General features: G+C 69.8%; 17 protein-coding genes. 8 read left to right on the top strand and 9 right to left on the bottom strand.

Going from position 1 to position 17,353, the window contains the following annotated elements; translation table 11 throughout:
- Window positions 1–56: 56 nt before the first annotated feature.
- The 5 genes from OG937_00085 (at window position 57) to OG937_00065 (ending at window position 3,958) form a co-directional block, all read left to right on the top strand.
- The gene (locus OG937_00085; protein WUD70237.1) at window positions 57–1,076 is read left to right on the top strand and encodes a thymidylate synthase; all 1,020 of its coding nucleotides are present in this window, start codon (window positions 57–59) and stop codon (window positions 1,074–1,076) included.
- A gap of 5 nt (window positions 1,077–1,081) precedes the next feature.
- Window positions 1,082–1,630, top strand: coding sequence for a nucleoside-diphosphate kinase (locus tag OG937_00080; protein ID WUD78585.1), 549 nt, complete (start codon window positions 1,082–1,084; stop codon window positions 1,628–1,630).
- A 356-nt stretch (window positions 1,631–1,986) separates the two neighbouring features.
- Window positions 1,987–2,835: a radical SAM protein gene (locus OG937_00075; GenBank protein WUD70236.1), complete on the top strand. Its 849-nt coding sequence runs from the start codon at window positions 1,987–1,989 to the stop codon at window positions 2,833–2,835.
- Window positions 2,832–3,431 carry a 3'-5' exonuclease gene (locus OG937_00070; protein ID WUD70235.1) on the top strand — a complete coding sequence of 200 codons (600 nt, stop codon included), beginning with the start codon at window positions 2,832–2,834 and terminating at the stop codon, window positions 3,429–3,431. Before OG937_00075 ends, OG937_00070 begins: the two co-directional genes overlap by 4 nt.
- Window positions 3,428–3,958 carry a hypothetical protein gene (locus tag OG937_00065; protein ID WUD70234.1) on the top strand — a complete coding sequence of 177 codons (531 nt, stop codon included), beginning with the start codon at window positions 3,428–3,430 and terminating at the stop codon, window positions 3,956–3,958. Before OG937_00070 ends, OG937_00065 begins: the two co-directional genes overlap by 4 nt.
- Window positions 3,959–5,378: 1,420 nt before the next feature.
- Here the strand turns inward: OG937_00065 and OG937_00060 are convergent.
- The 3 genes from OG937_00060 to OG937_00050 form a co-directional block, all read right to left on the bottom strand.
- Window positions 5,379–6,092, bottom strand: a complete 714-nt coding sequence (locus OG937_00060) for a hypothetical protein (GenBank protein ID WUD70233.1) — start codon at window positions 6,090–6,092, stop codon at window positions 5,379–5,381.
- A 103-nt stretch (window positions 6,093–6,195) separates the two neighbouring features.
- Entirely contained in the window at window positions 6,196–6,537 is a 342-nt protein-coding gene (locus tag OG937_00055; protein ID WUD70232.1) for a hypothetical protein, read from the bottom strand.
- 20 nt (window positions 6,538–6,557) lie between these two features.
- Entirely contained in the window at window positions 6,558–7,703 is a 1,146-nt protein-coding gene (locus tag OG937_00050; GenBank protein ID WUD70231.1) for a hypothetical protein, read from the bottom strand.
- Window positions 7,704–7,933: 230 nt separating this feature from the next.
- Between OG937_00050 and OG937_00045 the strand changes: the two genes are divergently transcribed.
- Window positions 7,934–8,056 (top strand): hypothetical protein, encoded by a 123-nt coding sequence (locus OG937_00045; protein ID WUD70230.1) that lies wholly within the window; start codon window positions 7,934–7,936, stop codon window positions 8,054–8,056.
- A gap of 385 nt (window positions 8,057–8,441) precedes the next feature.
- A complete protein-coding gene (locus OG937_00040; GenBank protein WUD70229.1) occupies window positions 8,442–8,894 on the top strand; it encodes a hypothetical protein in 453 nt (150 codons plus the stop codon).
- Window positions 8,895–9,586: 692 nt separating this feature from the next.
- Here OG937_00040 and OG937_00035 read toward each other — a convergent pair.
- The 3 genes from OG937_00035 to OG937_00025 all read right to left on the bottom strand — a co-directional run bounded on the left by OG937_00035 (window position 9,587) and on the right by OG937_00025 (window position 11,386).
- Complete coding sequence (locus OG937_00035) at window positions 9,587–10,282, bottom strand: hypothetical protein (GenBank protein ID WUD70228.1); 696 nt, start codon at window positions 10,280–10,282, stop codon at window positions 9,587–9,589.
- A gap of 124 nt (window positions 10,283–10,406) precedes the next feature.
- On the bottom strand, window positions 10,407–10,859 hold the full coding sequence (locus OG937_00030) for a hypothetical protein (protein ID WUD70227.1): 453 nt from the start codon (window positions 10,857–10,859) through the stop codon (window positions 10,407–10,409).
- Window positions 10,860–10,993: 134 nt separating this feature from the next.
- The gene (locus OG937_00025) at window positions 10,994–11,386 is read right to left on the bottom strand and encodes a ParB/RepB/Spo0J family partition protein (protein WUD70226.1); all 393 of its coding nucleotides are present in this window, start codon (window positions 11,384–11,386) and stop codon (window positions 10,994–10,996) included.
- A gap of 1,214 nt (window positions 11,387–12,600) precedes the next feature.
- Between OG937_00025 and OG937_00020 the strand changes: the two genes are divergently transcribed.
- Window positions 12,601–13,617, top strand: a complete 1,017-nt coding sequence (locus OG937_00020) for a pentapeptide repeat-containing protein (GenBank protein WUD70225.1) — start codon at window positions 12,601–12,603, stop codon at window positions 13,615–13,617.
- Window positions 13,618–14,081: 464 nt separating this feature from the next.
- Here OG937_00020 and OG937_00015 read toward each other — a convergent pair whose 3' ends face one another.
- The 3 genes from OG937_00015 to OG937_00005 all read right to left on the bottom strand — a co-directional run bounded on the left by OG937_00015 (window position 14,082) and on the right by OG937_00005 (window position 16,517).
- Window positions 14,082–15,245: a DUF932 domain-containing protein gene (locus tag OG937_00015; protein WUD70224.1), complete on the bottom strand. Its 1,164-nt coding sequence runs from the start codon at window positions 15,243–15,245 to the stop codon at window positions 14,082–14,084.
- Window positions 15,246–15,385: 140 nt separating this feature from the next.
- A complete protein-coding gene (locus tag OG937_00010) occupies window positions 15,386–15,910 on the bottom strand; it encodes a hypothetical protein (GenBank protein ID WUD70223.1) in 525 nt (174 codons plus the stop codon).
- A gap of 67 nt (window positions 15,911–15,977) precedes the next feature.
- Window positions 15,978–16,517: a hypothetical protein gene (locus OG937_00005; protein WUD70222.1), complete on the bottom strand. Its 540-nt coding sequence runs from the start codon at window positions 16,515–16,517 to the stop codon at window positions 15,978–15,980.
- Window positions 16,518–17,353 lie beyond the last annotated feature (836 nt).

The following is a 17,353-nucleotide window of genomic DNA, read 5'->3' as shown; positions in this document are numbered from 1 at the left end:
GATCACCCGGCGTGCACGGCGGACCAAGCCACGCACCCCGAGCACTGAGGAGAGCCATGCTCACTCCACCGATGAGCCGCAGCATCGAGGGCGCATACGTGTCCCTGCTGGAACTGGCGACTGAACAGACCGAGCACCACATTGGCCCGCGCGGCAACGACGCACGCGAGGTGATCGGCGTGGGCTTCCGCCTGCCCGACCCCCGTCAGCGCCTTCCCTACCTCGCGGAACGGAAGGTCAACCCGGTCTTCCACTTCGCCGAAGCGCTCTGGTACCTGGCCGGGCGGCGCGACCTGGCGATGATGGTCCACTACGCGCCGACGATGGCCTCGGACTCCCGCGACGGCGTCAACCTCGACGGAAGCGCCTACGGGCACGTCCTGTTCTACCCGGCCGCCGGCGACACCGTCTCCCCCTTCGACCGTGTCCTCGAGGTCCTGCAGCAGGAGAAGGACAGCAAACGCGGCTACCTGCCCGTGTTCTCCTCCGCGGAGCTCGCCGACCGCGACAACCCGAGCGTGTCGTGCCTGGCCGGCCTGCACCTGCTTCCCCGCGGCGGGCGCCTGCACATGGTGGTCAACATGCGGGCCAACGATCTGGACTGCGGCCTGCTGAGCGACGTGTTCTCCTTCACGATGATCCAGGAGTACGCGGCCGTGCGACTGGGCCTGATGCTCGGCTCCTACACCCACTACATCGGCTCCGCGCACGTCAACGACCGCAACGTCGACCGGGTCAAGCGCGTACTGCACGAGGCCCGCACCCGGCCCGCACCACAGACGTACGCGTTCCCGGCCATGCCCGCCGACACCGACGCGGACAGCATCACCCGCGTCCTGCAGCACGAGGAACTGCTCCGCACCAACCGCGCCCAGTACACCGCCGACGATGTGGCAGCCCTCGACCTGGACCCGTACTGGCAGCAAGTCGTGTTGCTGTTCGAGCTGTATCGGCAAATCAAGCACGACCACACCGACGCGGTCACCCACGACGTCCTCACGGCGCTGCGGCCGGGCCTGCGCTGGCTGTGCGGCCACCGCTGGGAGGCCTGCGCCCAGAACAGGGGCGAGCTGTGACCCGCATGCCGCCGAGCGGCACCGTCGTGGAAGGCGTCGACTTCTCCCAGTGGGTCGTCGCGCTGTGCAAGCCCGACGCCGTGGACCGCGGCCTCGTCGACCAGGTACTCGAACGCATCTCCGGCTCCTACGCCACCGTCGTCGCCCGCCGTCACCTCACCGCGCAGGCCTGGCAGGCGCACGTGCACTACTGGGACCTGCTCGTCAACGCCGACTGGTTCACCGACCGCGACATCCCCGCCTGCCTCGACGCCGAGTACGCCGCCCGCCCGGTCACCGTCGCCCTCATCCATGGCGCGCCCGGCGTCCACGCGCGGCTGCGCGACCTACTCGGGCACTACGACCCCACCGTGGCCGCCCCCGGCACGATCCGCGGCGACCTGGGCAACGACAGCCTTGCCGCGGCGGTCGCCGAGAAGCGCCTCGTGCGGAACCTCGCGCACACCTCGGACGATCCGGCCGCGGCCCGCCGGGACTTCGGCACATGGTTCGGCGCCGCGCGCCGCGCTCTGCTGACCGAACCGGCCGCCCCGGCCCAGTACCTGCCCGTCTGACCCTGGAGGCTTCATGACCACGTCTGCGATTCCGCGCGCCACCCGCCGCCCGCTGCCGATCCTTACGGCCGAGCAGAGCGCTGGCATGGACCCCGAGCTCCTGGACCCGGTCGCCTACCGCAAGAGCGGCATCTCCCTGAACCACATAGTCGGGTGCCCGCTCGACTGCGGGTACTGCGTGAGACACCTCTTCCAGAACTTCGAAATGAAGGTCCCGAGGGCCCTCATGAGCGACGCGGAGGCCGTGCAGCGCCTCGTCGACCACCCGCTGTTCCGGCCGCACGCCACGCCCATCCAGGTCTTCAACCGTGCCACCGACCCCATGCTGCCCACGGTCAAGCCCCCACACCTTCCGCGTGCTGCAGCTCCTCAACGCCCGCGGCCTGACGAACCACGTCCTGATCATCACCCGGTGGCGCGTCGAGCCCGAGGACTGCGCGGTCCTCAACAGCTTCACGCACCTGCGTCTGACGATCCTGGTCACCCACTCCGGCATCGACGACCCGCGCATCGAACCGGTGGACTCCAACATCGCCGCCACCAGCCTCCGCACCCTGTACGAGCACGCCGAGAACTACCGCACCCTGCTGTACTGGCGGCCGATCGTACCCGGCCTCAACGACACCGACGCCCACCTGGCGCGCGCCCGCGAGCTGTCCCGCCACGCCCACGCGACCGTCTTCACCGGCCTGTTCTTCAAGGACGAGATCGCCGCCTACTACGAGGGCCACGGCCTGCCGATCCCCTACGACGACACCGCCCGCCGCAAGGTCATGCCCGAGATCGGCGAACACCGGATCTTGGCCGCCTTCCACGACCCCGGCAACAGCGAAGCCCCCTGGGGCCCGCTGTTCCGCAAGACCTCATGCGGCGTGGCCTACGTCCACGGCGAGGCCGACTACAACGGGCACTACGGCATCAGGGAACTGTGCGACATCTGCCCCCTGGAACAGCTCCAGCTCTGCAAGGACGCATGGGCCAAGCCCGACCTGACCGCCGTCACCGCACGGGCACAGGAACTCGGCGCGACCGGCCCCGTTGAGATTGGAGAGCGCGCCATCATCGTGGAAGGCCTCGACGGGCCCACCCGGAACTACCTGCAGCAGTTGTTCGGCTACCAGTGCCACGACCGGCACAGCCCCCACCTGTACCGCCAGCACGGCCGAGCCCCAATCGGCTGGCCCGCGGAGAACGGAACGGCATGAACTTCTCCTCCTGGCCCCGGCTGCTCGTCGTCGACGTCGAGGGCAACGGCCAGACCCCGCCCGACCTGGTCGAGGTCGCCGCGCTGCCCATCACGGACGGCCGGCCCGACAAGACCAGGGCCAGCGCGTGGCTGACCAAACCCCGACGCCCGATCACGGGCTTCGCCACCCGCGTGCACGGCCTGACCAACCAGGCCCTCGCGAGCGCGCCGGGCTGGGAGGAGATCGCCGACCACGTCCACACGCTGCTGGGCACGGCATGGATCGTCGCCCACAACGCGCACGTGGACTACAAGGTGCTCAAAGCGCACCTTCCGCGGTGGGAACCCGCCGGGGTCCTCGACACGCTACGCCTCGCCAAGGCGACGTACGACCTGACGAAGTACAGCCTCGACGCCGTGCTCGAGCACGTCCAGCCGGACATGAGCGAGGCCCCGGCACACCGCCACCGCGCCACCTATGACACCTGGGCCACCGCGCAACTCCTCGTCGCCATGGCACGCCACTACGGCACCTGGGACGAGCTCGTGGCCGCGGCCGTACCGCCCGGCCTGCCCGGTGCCCCCGAACCCGAAAGGGACCCGACGCTGTGGTGACCACGACCGCGCCCACCGGCGCGCCACCACCCGCACGCCCCCGCTACGAGAACTGGCGACCCCCCATCGTGGGCGTCTCCCTCCTAGCGCCCGTCGGCGCGAACGGCCTAGTCCTCGCCGACGTGACCGGCCACGGCTACTACGTCCTCCCGCACGGCACCGTCGACGACGGCCAGACCCCCGAGGACGCCGCCCGCGCCGTACTGGCCGGCCAGGCGACCATCCGACGCCAGGTCGCTGTCATCAACACTCAAGGCCGCCGCCGCAGGATCACCACGCACCTCGTCGTCACCGATCCTCTCAACCCGCACGACATTGCACGCCTGGACTACCAGGACCCGCGGGCCGTACTGCGCGTGCTGCCCACCCCGCAGGCCATCGCTGCTCTTCCGCCCCGCGCCAGCGAGTGGGCCCTGCTGGGACTGCAGGCCCTCGCCATCGGCGTGCTGCCGCATCTCGAGAACGGCGCGGTTAAGCGCCTTGAAGCTGTAGCTGTGACGCACGGATGCAACAGATCACTGGAGTAGGCATTCGGGGAGTGTTGGTGTCTTATCCGAACCCGATGTAATGCCCCGGAAGAACCGTGACCACCGCCACATGCTGCGATAACTCGCAGTCAGACGGCTCCACTCCTGTTCTAAATGCCGCTTTCCATGAAAGTGCCACTTCTCCTGGGTTCAAGCGTGTAAGCAGGTCGCCCAGTGCGCTCCCCGCGCCCGCGAGGATGGTCCCATCGTGGTCAGGGTCGTATCCACGATGGCCTTCTGCTCCCCGCGCCCGCGGGGATGGTCCCAGCGACAGGTCGGGGACGACGATCTGACCGTCCCGCTCCCCGCGCCCGCGGTGATGGTGATGGTCCCAACCTCCTCGCCATCTGCGACAATCACCCGGCCTGCTCCCCGCGCCCGCGGTGATGGTCCCAAGTACGACTCGGGACGGGGCCTGATCCTCCCCTGCTCCCCGTGCCCGCGGGGATGGTCCCCGGCACGGCCCGCCCGTCGTAGCCCTCGCCGTCTGGCTGTTCCCCGTGCCCGCGGAGAGGACCCCTACGATTCGGTGAAGTACCACTGGATGTTCCAGTTGCTTCCTGCACGTGCAGGAGTGGTTGCGGAGGTCGCGGCGTCCAGCGGTTCCTACTCTGCTCTCCTCGCGCTGGCGGGGATGGCCCCCGGGACGCCTTCATGGCCCTGCGGTCCATGTTCTGCTCCTCGCACTGGCAGGGATGGTCCCGACGCCAAGGTCCAGCAGACCGCCGCCCGGTCTGCTCCTCGCGTCCGCGGGGATGGTCCCACGATGGACATCGCCACCGGCAACGTGGACCACTGCTCCCCGCGCCCGCGGGGATGGTCTCGGCAAGGTGATCGAGGCGGCCCGGCCCGGGACCTGCTCCCCGTGCCTGTGGGGATGGTTCCGATAACGCCCGGTCGCTGGAGACGCTCTGGCGCTGCTCCTTGCGCCCCGCGAGGATGGTCGCGGGTCCGGCTCCTCGGTGACGAGGTCTTCGAGCTGCTCGCCGCGCCCGCGGGGATGGTCCCGCCGACACCATCCGCGCCAAGCTCCGAAAGGGCTGCTTCCCGCGCGTGCGGGGGTGGTCCCTGCATCACGGCACGGTCGTTCCCGTCGGACAGTTGGTCCTCGCGGCCGGGGGGATGGCTTCGACGTGAACTGTTACCGGCTGAACGTCGGTTGCTCCCGGTGCCGGGGGTGTGGTTCCCGGGGATCTGCTGGTCGTGCCCGTTGGGATGGACCCTGGGGTTGGTAGGTGACGGCGTGCGGGGGTGGTTATCGCGGCGGCCGGTTCCCCGCAGGGGTGTCCCTGCGGGGGAGGAGGTTGGCAGCCCTCTCATGCCGGCCGTCGGGCGGCTCCTGGTCCGAACCATCGTCAAGAAAAACCAGGTCCGCGTCTTGAGGGTAGCCGGGCGCCGGTCCGCGGCTGGTGGTGCTGGTCTATCGGGTGCGTGCGTTGAGGATGGTGCTGCGTTTCCACATGCGCCGGGGGCCGCCGCGGGCGCCGGCCTGCAGTGCGTCCGGCGTTGCGAGGCCTGGGAGGTTGCCTTGGGCCAGGGCGCTGGAGAAGCTGTTGAGGCTTTTGTAGCCGAGCATGGAGGCTGCCTGGGTGGAGGAGAGCAGCTCGTCCGGGTCACCGTCGACGGGGACCTGCGGCAGTTCGGGTGCCTGGCGGGTCGCGCCGATCCGTTTGCCCTTGCCGGGGCGGGTGGCTTTCCAGTCGATGATGGTGCCGCGGCGCCAGTGCATCTCGTGCGGCCGGCCGGGCCCGGAGGGGATCGGCTCGATCACGTCCGGCTTCGGGAAATAGCCGGGGTGTTGCCTCAGGTAGGACACGATGGTCGTTCTCCGCTTGAAGCCGAGCATCGCGGCGACCTGGGTGGTGTTGAGCAGTTCGTCGCGGTCGCCGTCGAGCACGGATGCGGGGAGCTTGCGGGCTTGCTCGGTGTCCTTGGCGCGCTGGGTGAACCAGGCGTCGACTTCCTGCTCGAGCCACTGCAGCGGGTTTCCGCGGCGGCCCGTGCCGTGATGGGCCGCGGGGAATCCGGTGTCGGCGCGGTCCCGGTTCCACTCGCTCAGCCGCGAGCGGCTCACGCCGTGCTTCTCGCAGATCTGTGCGGCGTCCACGAACGTGGGGTTCGCGGGCTTGGACATGGCGACCTCACCGACTCGGTTGGAGTGACGCCGGCACCCGACGTCGCTTCGATAATGCCGTATAAGTCTGGCCGGGTCCAGTCCGTGGAGGAAACCGGCGCGGTCAGCCGGGCGCCAGGCACACCCCGAGTTCGGCCGCACGGGTCGCGAGCTCGGTGTACGCGATCGCGGCGGGACTTCGGTCCCACTCGGCGAACGCCAGGTACGCCACTGTCTCCTCCCGAGTCGCACCCGGCTCCCACGGCGCACCGGCGTGCACGCACGCTTCAGCCACCTCCTGGTCGGACATCGCGGCGCAGCGCTCGGCGATGTGGGCGCGGAGCTCGGCCACGCCCGCGCACCAGTGTGTGTGGCCGGCCTGCAGCATCTCGAGCAGGGCGCCCGGGTCGGTGGTGCCCGCGGCGCGTGCGGTGAGGTCCAGCAGCTGTGCGGTGGAGGTGCTCATGGTCGGCACTCCTTCCTTCCTCAGTCGATGATGACGGTAGTGCTCACCGGTGAGCGGTGAGTTCGGCCCAGCGGTCGGCGAAGCGGGGCCGCTCCTTGCTTCGCACGGATGCGGGCGCAGCGACCAGCAGCTCCTCCACGGCGGGGAAGCTCTCCCCGCGCGTGCGGAGCCACACCCGCACCGACCCGTAGGGGTCGTCGTTCTCCACCAGTAGTTGGCGCTTGTCCGCCATGTCCCGCAGCGGGCGATCCGACCCGGCTCCTCGTGGCGGAGCAGCTGGACCGACCGCATCGCGGGGCCGCGCTTGTCCGGGGGCCGGCCTTGGCGGGCAGGATGCGGCGCACCCGGTACACCGCCCAGGGGCAGGCCTGCAGTTCCTCGGCGAAGGCCTTGAGCACCGCGGTGTCTCCGCTGCGGTCGTGACGGAACTGCTCGAGCAGGCTGCGCCGGCCGAACAGCCGGCTGTTGGGTTTTAGCCGCATGGAGGTGTACTCCAGCCGCAGGGTGAGGGCTGCGATCTGCGGATAGCGGCACATGCGGTCCAGGTGCGCCGGCAGCGCACCCAGGCTCACCGGAAAGCAGCAGAAGGTGCAGTACGACTTTTTCCATCGCACGCCGAACAGGTCGTACAGGAAGTTTTCGCATTCCCGGTCGCCCCAGCCCCAGTCGATCAGCGGGAACCACGCGGTGCGCAGCGGGTTGGTGTCCGCGGCCCGGTCGTGCTCGGCGCGGCACTGCTCACCGGCGTGGTAGCCCGGGACTTGGGTGAACGGCGTCCGGGAACGCACCGGCGATCCAGTCGTCTCCTGGCTCGCCCTCGGCGCGGATGCTGCAGATCCGCCGGCCTGCTGCGGGACGGTGCTGTTGGTCTCCAGTTCGGCCTTGAGGGCCCATCGGCCGCGGCCTGTGATGATCCAGGGTGTGCGGGAGTCGTCCAGGACGTCGATCCCGGCGAGTCGGGACTGCCCGGCACGGGTGACCTGCACGTACCGCACGCCGCGGCGGCGCAGCAGGGCCAGGATGTGCTTCTCCGCGTCGGCGAGGGTGTCGGGCCACGCGCTGCCCGGCATGCGGGAAAGGTCGATGCCGCAGGCGTCCGGGTCGGTCAGGACCCGGGCGAGGAAAGCGCTGGAGTCCTTGCCCAGCCCTCTCTCACTGGCTCGCACGTGTTGCAAGGCTGATGCGTGCCGCCGTCCGTGACCTGTCTCACCGGAGTTGGGTCGTGTCTCTGAAGATGGACAGATGTTGGTCCGTCTCATCGAAGGTGGGCAGCAGGCGCGCGACCAGCTCGAAAGTGGAAGGGCAAGGTGCCCTCGATCTGAGGAAAACGCCGTCCGTGCGGTACGTGTCGCGCTACTGTCCCCACCTTGCGGCACTGACATGTTGGGAGATAACGATGGACCGGACAGAGCTACAGGCCAAGATCGACGAGCTGATGCGTCAGTACCACGACGAGGAGATTGACGGCGCGACCTACGCCGAGGCGATGATGAAGTTGACCGCCTCCGCCCAGGAGTGATGCCCGGTTCGCAGTTGATCCTCTCGGCATAGGCGCGCAGCCGACCCGTCGCACCGAAGGTGTACCGATGCGCAGTAGCGCTGGTCACACCCGATCTATCGAGTACTTGGCCAGGGCCTCGGCGTCAGCGCGAGGCTACGGTCGTCTCACCGGCAAGCGCCTCTCCGGCGTCGGAGGCGGCGCACCATCGACGGTGAGTTCCGACTCCTGCTCCACTTTCGAGCTGGTCGCGCGCTTGCCGCCCACCTTCGATGAGACGGACCAACATCTGTCCGCCTTCAGTGAGACACGACCCAACTCGGTGAGACGAACACCAAGCCCACTTGCGGAGTCGTATACGAGTCCATACTCTCTTGTAGAGTCGTATACGACACCGGAGGAAGTCATGAATCGGGATGCCTTGAGGGCAGCGGTCGTCGATGCCCTCGCTGACGTCGCTGCTGCACAGGAGAAGCTCACCGGTCTCCTTGCCGACATTGATGGCACGGAGGCTGCGGTGAACGTCCCGCGGCAGGGTCGCTGGACGGGTGAGCAAGTCGAACTGCTGTGGGGAAAGGTCAAGCACCTGGCCGGAGTTCGCGCGTTGTTCGAGGCCACCGCCGCGAAGCCGGGCGACACGGTCACGTTCGCGGAGCTCCTTAATCGCTCGGGGCTCGACGAGCAGCAGCAGCGGAATGAACACGCACGTCTCAGCCGGATTGCTGCCGACCTGTTCGGGGAGAAGCGTTGGCCGATCGAGAACTGGCAGGGCGGCTATGACGGAGACACCGGCAAGGCCCAGATGATCTATCGGATCGATGCCCAAGTCGCGGAGTGGTGGCTCGGGTTGGCTCAATGAACGGTCGCCGGGGGAGGTAGCCGGGTCGCCGTGGTTCGGGCGGTTGGCAGACGCCGGACCATGGCACCTTCGCCCTGCCGGGCGACGGACAGGTGCATCAGCGCCTCGACGTGGTGGCCGGCGGATCCGAGGAGCACGTACTCGCTGCCCCGGGACCGGTACGGCGTCGGGGGAGATCCGGACCCTGGCCGGGGTCGTCCGGTCTGTTGGGGCGAGCTTGGGAGGTGGCGGGTGAGAGGGGTCCGGCTTTCTTTCCGCCTCCGCATGGTGGAAGGGGTACCAGGCGGGGCCGTGGACGACGCCGTCGTCGATGACGTAGGACCAGGAACCGAGAGCGAGCTCGACGGGGTACGAGGAGAACTTGTCGGCGGGCGCGACGTAGGGGGCAAGTAGGCGGGGCACGTCGTGTCCTCCGGGTCGTCACTGCGGGGCTGCGGGGTCATGTGCCGGCTGGTCGGTGATCTGCCGGTTTTCCACCCGTCGGCCCACTGCTCGATCTCGCTCACGACGTTCGAGCCGGGGAGCTCACCGCAGCGGCTGTGGATCCCGCGGAGGCGGGTGAGCAGGTCGATCAGGGCGCGGCCTTCAGGGGGAGTGGTTGAGGGCTGCCACAGGGCCATGGCGCAGCCTCCTTCGGAAGTAGCGGGTGGTGGCCCGCCGCCGGCGCGGCGGGCCACTCGGGGGTCAGGACGTCAGGTCGCGCAGTAGCGCCCGGAACGCGGCTTCGCTGGTGCACTGCACGTACAGAAAGGCCAACTGGGCCTCCAGGCCATCCGCGTTGATCTGTCCGGCTCGCGTCTCGGCGTCGACATGGGAGGCCAGGTACGCCCCGTTCCGTCCACCTCGGGGTGCGCACCGGTGTTGTAGGCGTCGGCGGCCCGGTCGTGCGCTGCCTCAGGACGGCCTCGTCCAGCTGTCCGGCCTGGATGCCCTCCTCGGCGGCGATGGCCAGCAGCCGCACGGGAGCGCCGGCCCGGCGCGGCGGCAAGGTCGTCGGCGTCCCGTACCGGCTCGGGCACCAGAGCCGTGGCCGGGCCGTCGGGGCGGCGGAACGCAGTGCCGGTCAGCGTGGTGCCGAAAGCTGTCCAGCCCGCACCGGTCATCGCTTCGGCCAGGTGGTGTGCGGCCTCGCTCCACCTGTGCCGGTGCTCCTGGTTCTGCCATTCGACGCCACCGGCGCCGGGGGAGACGTCGTTACCGCCGACGATCGGGGCGAGAAAGACCTCATCGGCTCGGACGCTGGTCGGCCGCATGCGGAACGTCTCGCCGTTGATCCAGCCGCGCGCGGTGAGGACCGCGGCGGCCGCGGCGAACGTGTCCTCGCTCGTCTTCGGGGTCAGGTCGTAGGGGAACGCGTCGGCCGCACGGGGCCGGCGGATGCGGGGCATGCGGATTCCTCCTCTGGTGGTGGGCGCGGTCGGGTGGAGCCGGTGAGGGCGGGGTTCACGCGGGCTGGCCGCGTAGTGCGGCAGTCATGGCGGATCCCTCCCGGATCGCGGGGGCGGCGGCAGATCAGGGGTAGATGCCGGGAGGCTCGGGGTCGTAGACGGCTCCGAACTCGGCGGGCGGTAGCAGCCATGGCGTCCGGTCCGGGTACAGCAGGCGGGCATTGAAGCTGGGGAACCATGTCGTGCCCTGGTCGGCGCTCGACATGGTCGGACCGAGGTAGGTGACGGCTTCCCCGTAGACGTCGGGGACGGTGTCGCCTGGGTGGATCTCGGCGCCGGTGGCGGCATACCGCAGCCTGCGGATGGGCTCGCTCGGGTCGTGGAACTCACCGCCCAGCGGATTGCGCGTCACCCCGTAGGGCTGGGCGGCAAGCTCCGCGCAGCGTCGGTCGTACTCCGTCAGCGCGCGGTGTCCGGCCTCGGTGAGTGCCACCTGCTCGCCTTGGTAGACCAGCCACCCGCGATCGAGCAGTCGTGCCGGCACGCCTGCGGCCTGGGTGAGTTCGGCGTCGCTCATTGCGAGCGCGATCTGTTCGACGGCGGGCCTTGTCGCGCTCGGTCATGCCCTCGCGCTGGTCGTTCTCCAGCAGCGACAGCAGCCGGGTGGCGGCGTCGCGGCCGACCAGGTCGGCGTGCACCGCGCAGGCGACGCTATGCAGGGGGCCGGTTCTCGGCCTCCGCGCTGTCGTTGGCGAGCTGGGCGGCCTGGGAGCGACGCCAGCCCTTGAAGACGCCGAAGGTGCCGTCCGGGCGGGGCCGCACGCCGACGACCTCCTGAACCCCGATGGCCTTGATCGAGGCGATCAGGGCCGCGTCCGGCGGCGTGTCGGGCCGCGCGCTGGCCTCGTCTCGAACGAGGTGGGACGGGTCGATGTCCTGGAGCGTCCACGTGGTGCCGAACGCCTCGGCGGGGGCTGTGGCGGCGTCGGGCTTCTCGGTCACGTCGTCGGCCGGGGGCGCGGCCTTCGGGCCTTGGTCGCAGTGGCCATGATGGCTCTCCTCTTCTGTGACGGTGGTTCGGACGCCGGGTGCCTCTCCCGACATCTTCGATAATACGCATTTACCGGGGTGGGGTCGAATGATTTTCTGTCCGTCCCCACCCCCGTAACGGGCCTGGTCAGATGCGGTGCCGGGCCGCGTGGGGCCGGGAGGCGAACACCGGCCGGGGCGCGCCGTGGACGCGGGGGAGCGTGGCCACCTGTTCGGTGCCGGGTCTGCCGCAGTCCAGGCAGCGGCGGTCGACCGGAGCAGCCGGGGCGGGTGTGACAGGCGCGGGTCGCAGGAGCCGGGGCAGGCGGAATCTTCGCATGGGGGACCTCTCCGGGAATTCGTCAAGGGAATTACGGAATATCGAAAAGCGAATTCGGTGAAATGCGTGCGGTCAGGGGGTGCGGGGCCGGGCCGGGTGGGCCGGCGGGCTACAGCGGCCGTCCTCGTTCCACCGAACTCTGGCGCTGTCGGCCGCCGCATGAGGTCGTCGAAGGTGTCGTTCTCGTGGCCCAGCGGCAGGCCGTGCTTGCGGCGCTGGATGTTGGCGCGGCGCGCGCAGAAGTGGCAGACCGGGTACAGCGTGCGGTGGGGCCATCTCTCGGGCACCGGGTAGGTGCCAGTGGCCGGGTCGATCGCGATGGACGCCACCCGCTGGGGGTCGAACCGGAACAGTCGGGTGCAGCCGGAACAGGGGGCCAGGGCCGTCGGGTTCCCGTCCGCTGCTCCTCCTCCAGTGCCGGAACGGCGGGCGGGGCGGGTCCCGGCGGGGCTGCTTGCCGCCACGGCGGGGTGTCCTGTGGCCTGGTGCCGGGCGCGTAGTAGGGCCGCATGGACAAGGCGGTGGCCTCGCCCTTTCCGCGCTTGCCGTTCGGGGGCGGGGCGAACTCCAGGTACTCGGACCAAATAAGTGAGGCGGATTCACGGCGGGAGACGGGTTCGCACCAGCGGTATGGGCGTCCGCTTTGTTGCGGGACGGCGTCAGGAGTGGGGCTGGTCGTGGAGTGGGCGGTAGTGGCCGTGTAGTTCGGGATGCGGTGCACTTGTGGTTTTGCAAGGGTTCCGGAGACGGTGGGGATTGTTCTGGGTGGGTGTTTGGGGACAGCTCCTACGGCGCATCTCCTTGCTGTGCGGCGAGCGTGGGCGGGGAGTGATGGGGGATGGCGAGGGCGTCGGAGCGGTACAGGGTTCTGCCTGGGCATCCCGTACGGGAGGTGCTGCGTCCTGGGTCGCAGCGTGTTGCCCGGCCTTGGCTGACAGGGCTGGCCGTGGTGAGCGGCAGCGTGCTGTTGGTCGTCTTCGTCACGGTGGTGGCACCGCGGTATCTGCTGAGCTGGGACGCTCCCGCGACGCCCGCTGCAGACCGGGCGAAGGCGGTCAATGACATCCGGGCCACGCTGTTGCAGGGGCTGGCGGGTGTGGCCCTGCTGATCGGCGCTTTCTTCACCTGGCGCCAGCTTGATGTCAGCCGGCAAGGGCATCTCACTCAGCGTTTCACGGCGGCCGTGGAGCAGCTGGGCAGCGCCAGCCCGGAGGTACGGATCGGTGCGGTCTATGCCCTTGAGCGCATCGCCCGGGATTCTGTTGCCGACCGCGGGCCGATCGCGGAGGTGTTGTGCTCCTTTGTGAAACGCACCGGGCCGGCCGCCCCGCTTGGCGAGCGGCCGACTCCCCGCGATGCGGCACGCAAAGGCGAGCTGGCCCGCACGTACGGCGGGGAAGAACCGCTGTCCCTGCGATCCCCGGACCGCCAGGCGGCGATGACCGTGCTCGGCCGTAGGGCGCGCACGCCGTACTTCCAGGAACTGCGCCTGGACCGAACCGACCTTCGCCGGGCCCGGCTGGTCTTCGCCGACCTTGTCGACGCCGACCTGCACTACAGCGACCTCACCGACGCGGGCCTGAACGGGGCCGACCTGCGACGTGCTGATCTGACCGGCATTTTCCTGGCCGGTGCCGTGCTCATCAACGCCGACCTCCGCCAGGCCGACCTGCGGACGGCGGTGTTGTGGCACGCGCGGCTGGAGGGAGCGGACCTGCGTGCTGCGGACCTGTCCGGAGCCGACCTGACGGGTGCAGTGGTCAAAGGCGCACGGTTCGAGCTGGCCGATCTACGGGGCGCGGACCTCGCGGGCACCGACCCGAGCGTTGCCGGCCTGACCGGGGCGGTGGCTGACGCGACCACGATCTGGCCGTCAGGGTTCGACCCCACAGCCACGGACGTGGTCACTGCCGGGGCCGACGCCCCGCCGCTGACTCCGCAGTCAACCCACGACCTGCCCCGGTGAACCAGGGCAACGGGCGGCGTAGCGAAGTGCTGCCTGGCGACGACAGCTCGGCTGGGAGCGACCAACTGCTTCCCAGGGTTGTCCCCGCGTGTGCGGGGAGTCAGTCAGACCGGCGACGCTTCCACCGGTGGCCTCCCGGACGGTGCGCTGTAACAGCGGGTTGAGGTGGCGGCCCTCGGCATGGGGGGTGTGCCCCTCCACGGGGCGGGGGAGCGCGGGGAACTCGCCCGGTGGGCGGGGGGACTCGGACCGAACGGCTCGGTGGGCGGGGAACTCGCCGTCAGCGCGGGGAACTCGCATCCCCTCCGGCCCCGGGGAGCTCCCCCGGCCGGGCCGTGCCCGGCCGCCGCCCGCGGGCTCCCCGGGGGCGGCCGTCGCACCGCCCCGGGGGCCTGGGGGCACCGGCCCCGGGAGGGGGTAGGGCCGGGTGCGCCGCCGGGGGGTGGCGGCGCACCGGGGGTCTGTCAGGCGGTGGGGACCATCGCCATGGCGGTGAGCGCGGTTCCTTCCAGTTCGTGGGCGGCGTCGGCGTCGGTCAGCGTCTGGGCGGTGGCGGTGATGGCCTGCATCACGCCGCTGGCGGTGACCTGTCCGCCGTGGATGAAGTGGGCGAACACCGACTCACGCACGCTGTCGGTGTACCGCAGCTTCTTCGCGACGAACTCGATCGCGGCGGCGGGGTCCTTGACCGGGGCCCCGGCCTGCTCCTCGAGTTCGCGGAGCTTGGCCTCCAGGTATGCGCGGTCCATGAAGGTGGCCACTGCGTCGCGGGCGCGGGCGGTGATCAGGTCCAGCGTTTTGGACTCGGTGTCGGCACTCCAGCGGATGACACCGGCTTCCAGCTTGGTGCCCAGGTGCACGGCCTTGAGCGCGTCGTGCCCCATCTGCATGCCGTTGCGGCAGATCTGGACCACGATGCGCGGGGTGATGGTGAACGCCCCGGAACCGACTTCGCTGTTGGAGATCACGAACCCTGCCGACACGATCGGCAGTTCGTCCCCGGTCTGGCCGGTGAACGGGGAGCGGTATCCCTTGAGCAGCTGGGGGGCGTGCACGTGGACGTGCTCGGACTCCACGCGCACCAGCATGCGGCGGTCGGTCAGGTCACAGCCGGTGATGTTCACCTCGTGCCCGGACTGCTGCACGCCGTTGAGTGCGGCCGTGAGAATGTCGAAGTTGTCGATCACGCGGTAGCTGTCCGACAGCAGCGCGCGCAGCACGCCCGGCGTGCCCTCCTCGGCGCTGCGGAACGTGCGCAGCAGGAATCGGCGGGACGGGTCGGCCTCCAGCCAGCCGGACACGTTCAGATCGAACAGCGGCAGGTTCTCGGCGCGCATGCGTCGCAGGTAGGCGAGCGGGATGCGCAGCTTGTCGGCGATCCCCTCGTCGGCCACCTGGGTGGGCCGGTAGGTGCCGTCGGCGAGCGTGACGCCGCCTGTGGACAGAACGGGGGCCACGCCCTGCACCACGATCTGTCCGCCGTGGGCGGTGAGCGCGGCGGCGGGGGCCACGACGTCGACCTTGTCGGCCTGCTGCGACTTGAGCAGGCCCGCGAGGTCCGCGAGCGACGCGTTACGCGCGGCGGTGGTGGCGGCGGGGGACTGGGGCTGGTTCTGCTGGTGGGTCATGAGGTGGGTTCCTCTCGTGCGTTGACGTTGGTTCGGTGTCCGGCGGTGCCACCCGTCGAACGTCTTCGATAATACGCTCTTTATGGGGCGGGGTCACCGGTTTTTTTCTGGTGGCCCCGCACCCTTGCTGACCTGGGCTGTTACCGGTCGAACTCCAGCGTTCCGAACACTCCGAGCGGGGTGATGCTCACCCGGCGCACGTTGCTAACGACGGTCACGTATCGGTCTTCGCGCATCTCGGACAGCCGGTAACCGAGATAGGCCGCGCCGGCATGGGAGATGGTGCCCCGAATGTCGGTGATCCAGTAGCGGCCGTGACGGCTGGTGAGTGAGCCGTGGTACTCGACCAGTTCGCCCAGGTCTGGCGCGCGGCCGTCGCCAACACGCTTCGCCATCGGGGTGAGCGCTACGGCGGCTTCCTCGTCGGTCACCGGCATGTGAGCCAGAGCGGGGCCGGTGTGGCCGTAGCGGACGCCGAGTGCCCAACCGAGGGTGAAGACCTCGCGTGCGCGCCGCGCCCATAGGGGCAGCCTTCCGCCGAGTGCGGCGGCGTGCTCGGTCTGGGCCAGCAGCCGGCCAAACCCGGCTTCGGCCTGCTCCCGCTCGTTGTCGGTGACCGGCTTGGTCTCGATGCGGGCGGGGTGGATGGTGGTGAGCTCCGACATGGTGCCTCCTTCTGGAAAGGCTGGGTGGGGGCGGCGGGCCGCCCGGTCCGCACGGCCCGCCGGGTGATCACTGGCCGAACTGCTGGCGCATGTACTCCGCGAGCCGGAACGCCACTGCCTGCGGCCGAAGCGCGCCCGGGTAGCTGCGCAGGATGTTCGGGCCCTCGTCGGTCTCGTGAACCACGTGGTACTCGAACCCGGCTTCGACCGGCATCATCAGGACAACCGGCCCGGCGCTCGTGTCGAACCGAATGCCGGTGTAACCCTCGTCCTCGTGGTGCACGACGCGGGCCTTGACCAGCAGGGCCGGAGTCGGCAGGAGGTTGACGATGACTCGCGCCTGCCGCGCCTCGGGGGTGTCCGGAGCCTGCTCAGCCTGCCGGACGACTCCCGCAGAGATCACGATTTCCACTGCATGCCCTTCGCTTGACGACGGTTCGGGCTCCTCCGTGCCACCGGAGTTACCTTCGATAAGAACATACAGACTCGGTGGTCTGCCCTCCAGCCGATTTGGCGATCTCGTGGACACTTCTTTTTGACGGTCCGTCAGTACGAGCCGGACCTGCGCCATCACCTGCGCCATCACCTGCGCCAATACGTGCGCCATCACCTGCGGCGGACGCCAACGTCCGTCCGCGTATGGCCTGGTCAAGCGGCTATGCGGCCCGGTGACGGGTTCTGACTTCTCCTAATTCCCTGGCGTTTTGTGGTGGGTATGGTTGGCCTGGGGTGTGGGCTTGCCCTTTCCCGGTCTGGGCGGGCCGGCGGGGCGCTGTGCTGGGTGGTGGGTGCGTGGGGTTGCCGGGCTGTTGGGCCCGGTGTGGGGCGGTGGTGGGGGCGGGGCGGGCCGTGGCTTGTGAGCGTCTGTGTGGGGCTGCGAGCGGCTGGGGTGGGGTGTTGGGCGTCTGTGGGGCCGCGTGGGGGTTTCCTGAGGGGAGGGGCTGTGCGGGTGTGGCTCCGTCAGGAGCCGCTGTGGGGTGTGTGAGGTGATGTCAGCGGCCGCTATGTGGTGCAAGCATGCCGGTCACTCCGGCCGGGGGAGCGGGCCTGTCCTCTGAGGGGGGTGGCCCGTTTTCCCATCTCTACATGCTGCATCACTCAAAGGCGCCCACCACCTCACACCCCTCGTAGCCAGCCGGGCCCGCGTCAGCGGGCCCCAAGGCTTGAGGCGAAGCCGAGAGCCAGTCAGGCAAGCGCAGCGCGCCTGACCCTGAGCACGAGTCAGGGCCAGGAAGTGGGCTGGAGCGAAGCGGAAGCCCACCAGGGCCCGCAAAGGGGCAGGCTGAACGAAGTGAGGCCAGCCCCGCAAGCGCGGGGCCCAACCCCGAAACGAAGTGGAGGGGTTGGCGGTCCGCGAAGCGGACCGCACCCGCCGAGCGCAGCGAGCGGTCCAGCCCACCGCGAAGCGGTGGGCTTCCCTTGCACAGCGCGCAGCGCTGTGGT

It is taken from the genome of Streptomyces sp. NBC_00510 (assembly GCA_036013505.1).
GTDB lineage: Bacteria > Actinomycetota > Actinomycetes > Streptomycetales > Streptomycetaceae > Actinacidiphila.
Note: the sequence above shows the minus strand (reverse complement) of the source record. Positions and strands in the feature narration are given on the sequence as shown.

Bases quoted from the DNA above. Each gene is read 5' to 3' on its own strand.
- OG937_00040 (WUD70229.1), top strand. From the start codon at position 8,442: ATGAATCGGGATGCCTTGAGGGCAGCGGTCGTCGATGCCCTCGCTGAC.
- OG937_00070 (WUD70235.1), top strand. From the start codon at position 2,832: ATGAACTTCTCCTCCTGGCCCCGGCTGCTCGTCGTCGACGTCGAGGGC.
- OG937_00005 (WUD70222.1), bottom strand. From the start codon at position 16,517: ATGGCGCACGTATTGGCGCAGGTGATGGCGCAGGTGATGGCGCAGGTC.
- OG937_00025 (WUD70226.1), bottom strand. From the start codon at position 11,386: ATGTCGGGAGAGGCACCCGGCGTCCGAACCACCGTCACAGAAGAGGAG.
- OG937_00080 (WUD78585.1), top strand. From the start codon at position 1,082: ATGCCGCCGAGCGGCACCGTCGTGGAAGGCGTCGACTTCTCCCAGTGG.
- OG937_00030 (WUD70227.1), bottom strand. From the start codon at position 10,859: ATGAGCGACGCCGAACTCACCCAGGCCGCAGGCGTGCCGGCACGACTG.
- OG937_00060 (WUD70233.1), bottom strand. From the start codon at position 6,092: ATGTCCAAGCCCGCGAACCCCACGTTCGTGGACGCCGCACAGATCTGC.
- OG937_00015 (WUD70224.1), bottom strand. From the start codon at position 15,245: ATGACCCACCAGCAGAACCAGCCCCAGTCCCCCGCCGCCACCACCGCC.
- OG937_00055 (WUD70232.1), bottom strand. From the start codon at position 6,537: ATGAGCACCTCCACCGCACAGCTGCTGGACCTCACCGCACGCGCCGCG.
- OG937_00085 (WUD70237.1), top strand. From the start codon at position 57: ATGCTCACTCCACCGATGAGCCGCAGCATCGAGGGCGCATACGTGTCC.
- OG937_00010 (WUD70223.1), bottom strand. From the start codon at position 15,910: ATGTCGGAGCTCACCACCATCCACCCCGCCCGCATCGAGACCAAGCCG.
- OG937_00035 (WUD70228.1), bottom strand. From the start codon at position 10,282: ATGCCCCGCATCCGCCGGCCCCGTGCGGCCGACGCGTTCCCCTACGAC.
- OG937_00045 (WUD70230.1), top strand. From the start codon at position 7,934: ATGGACCGGACAGAGCTACAGGCCAAGATCGACGAGCTGATGCGTCAG.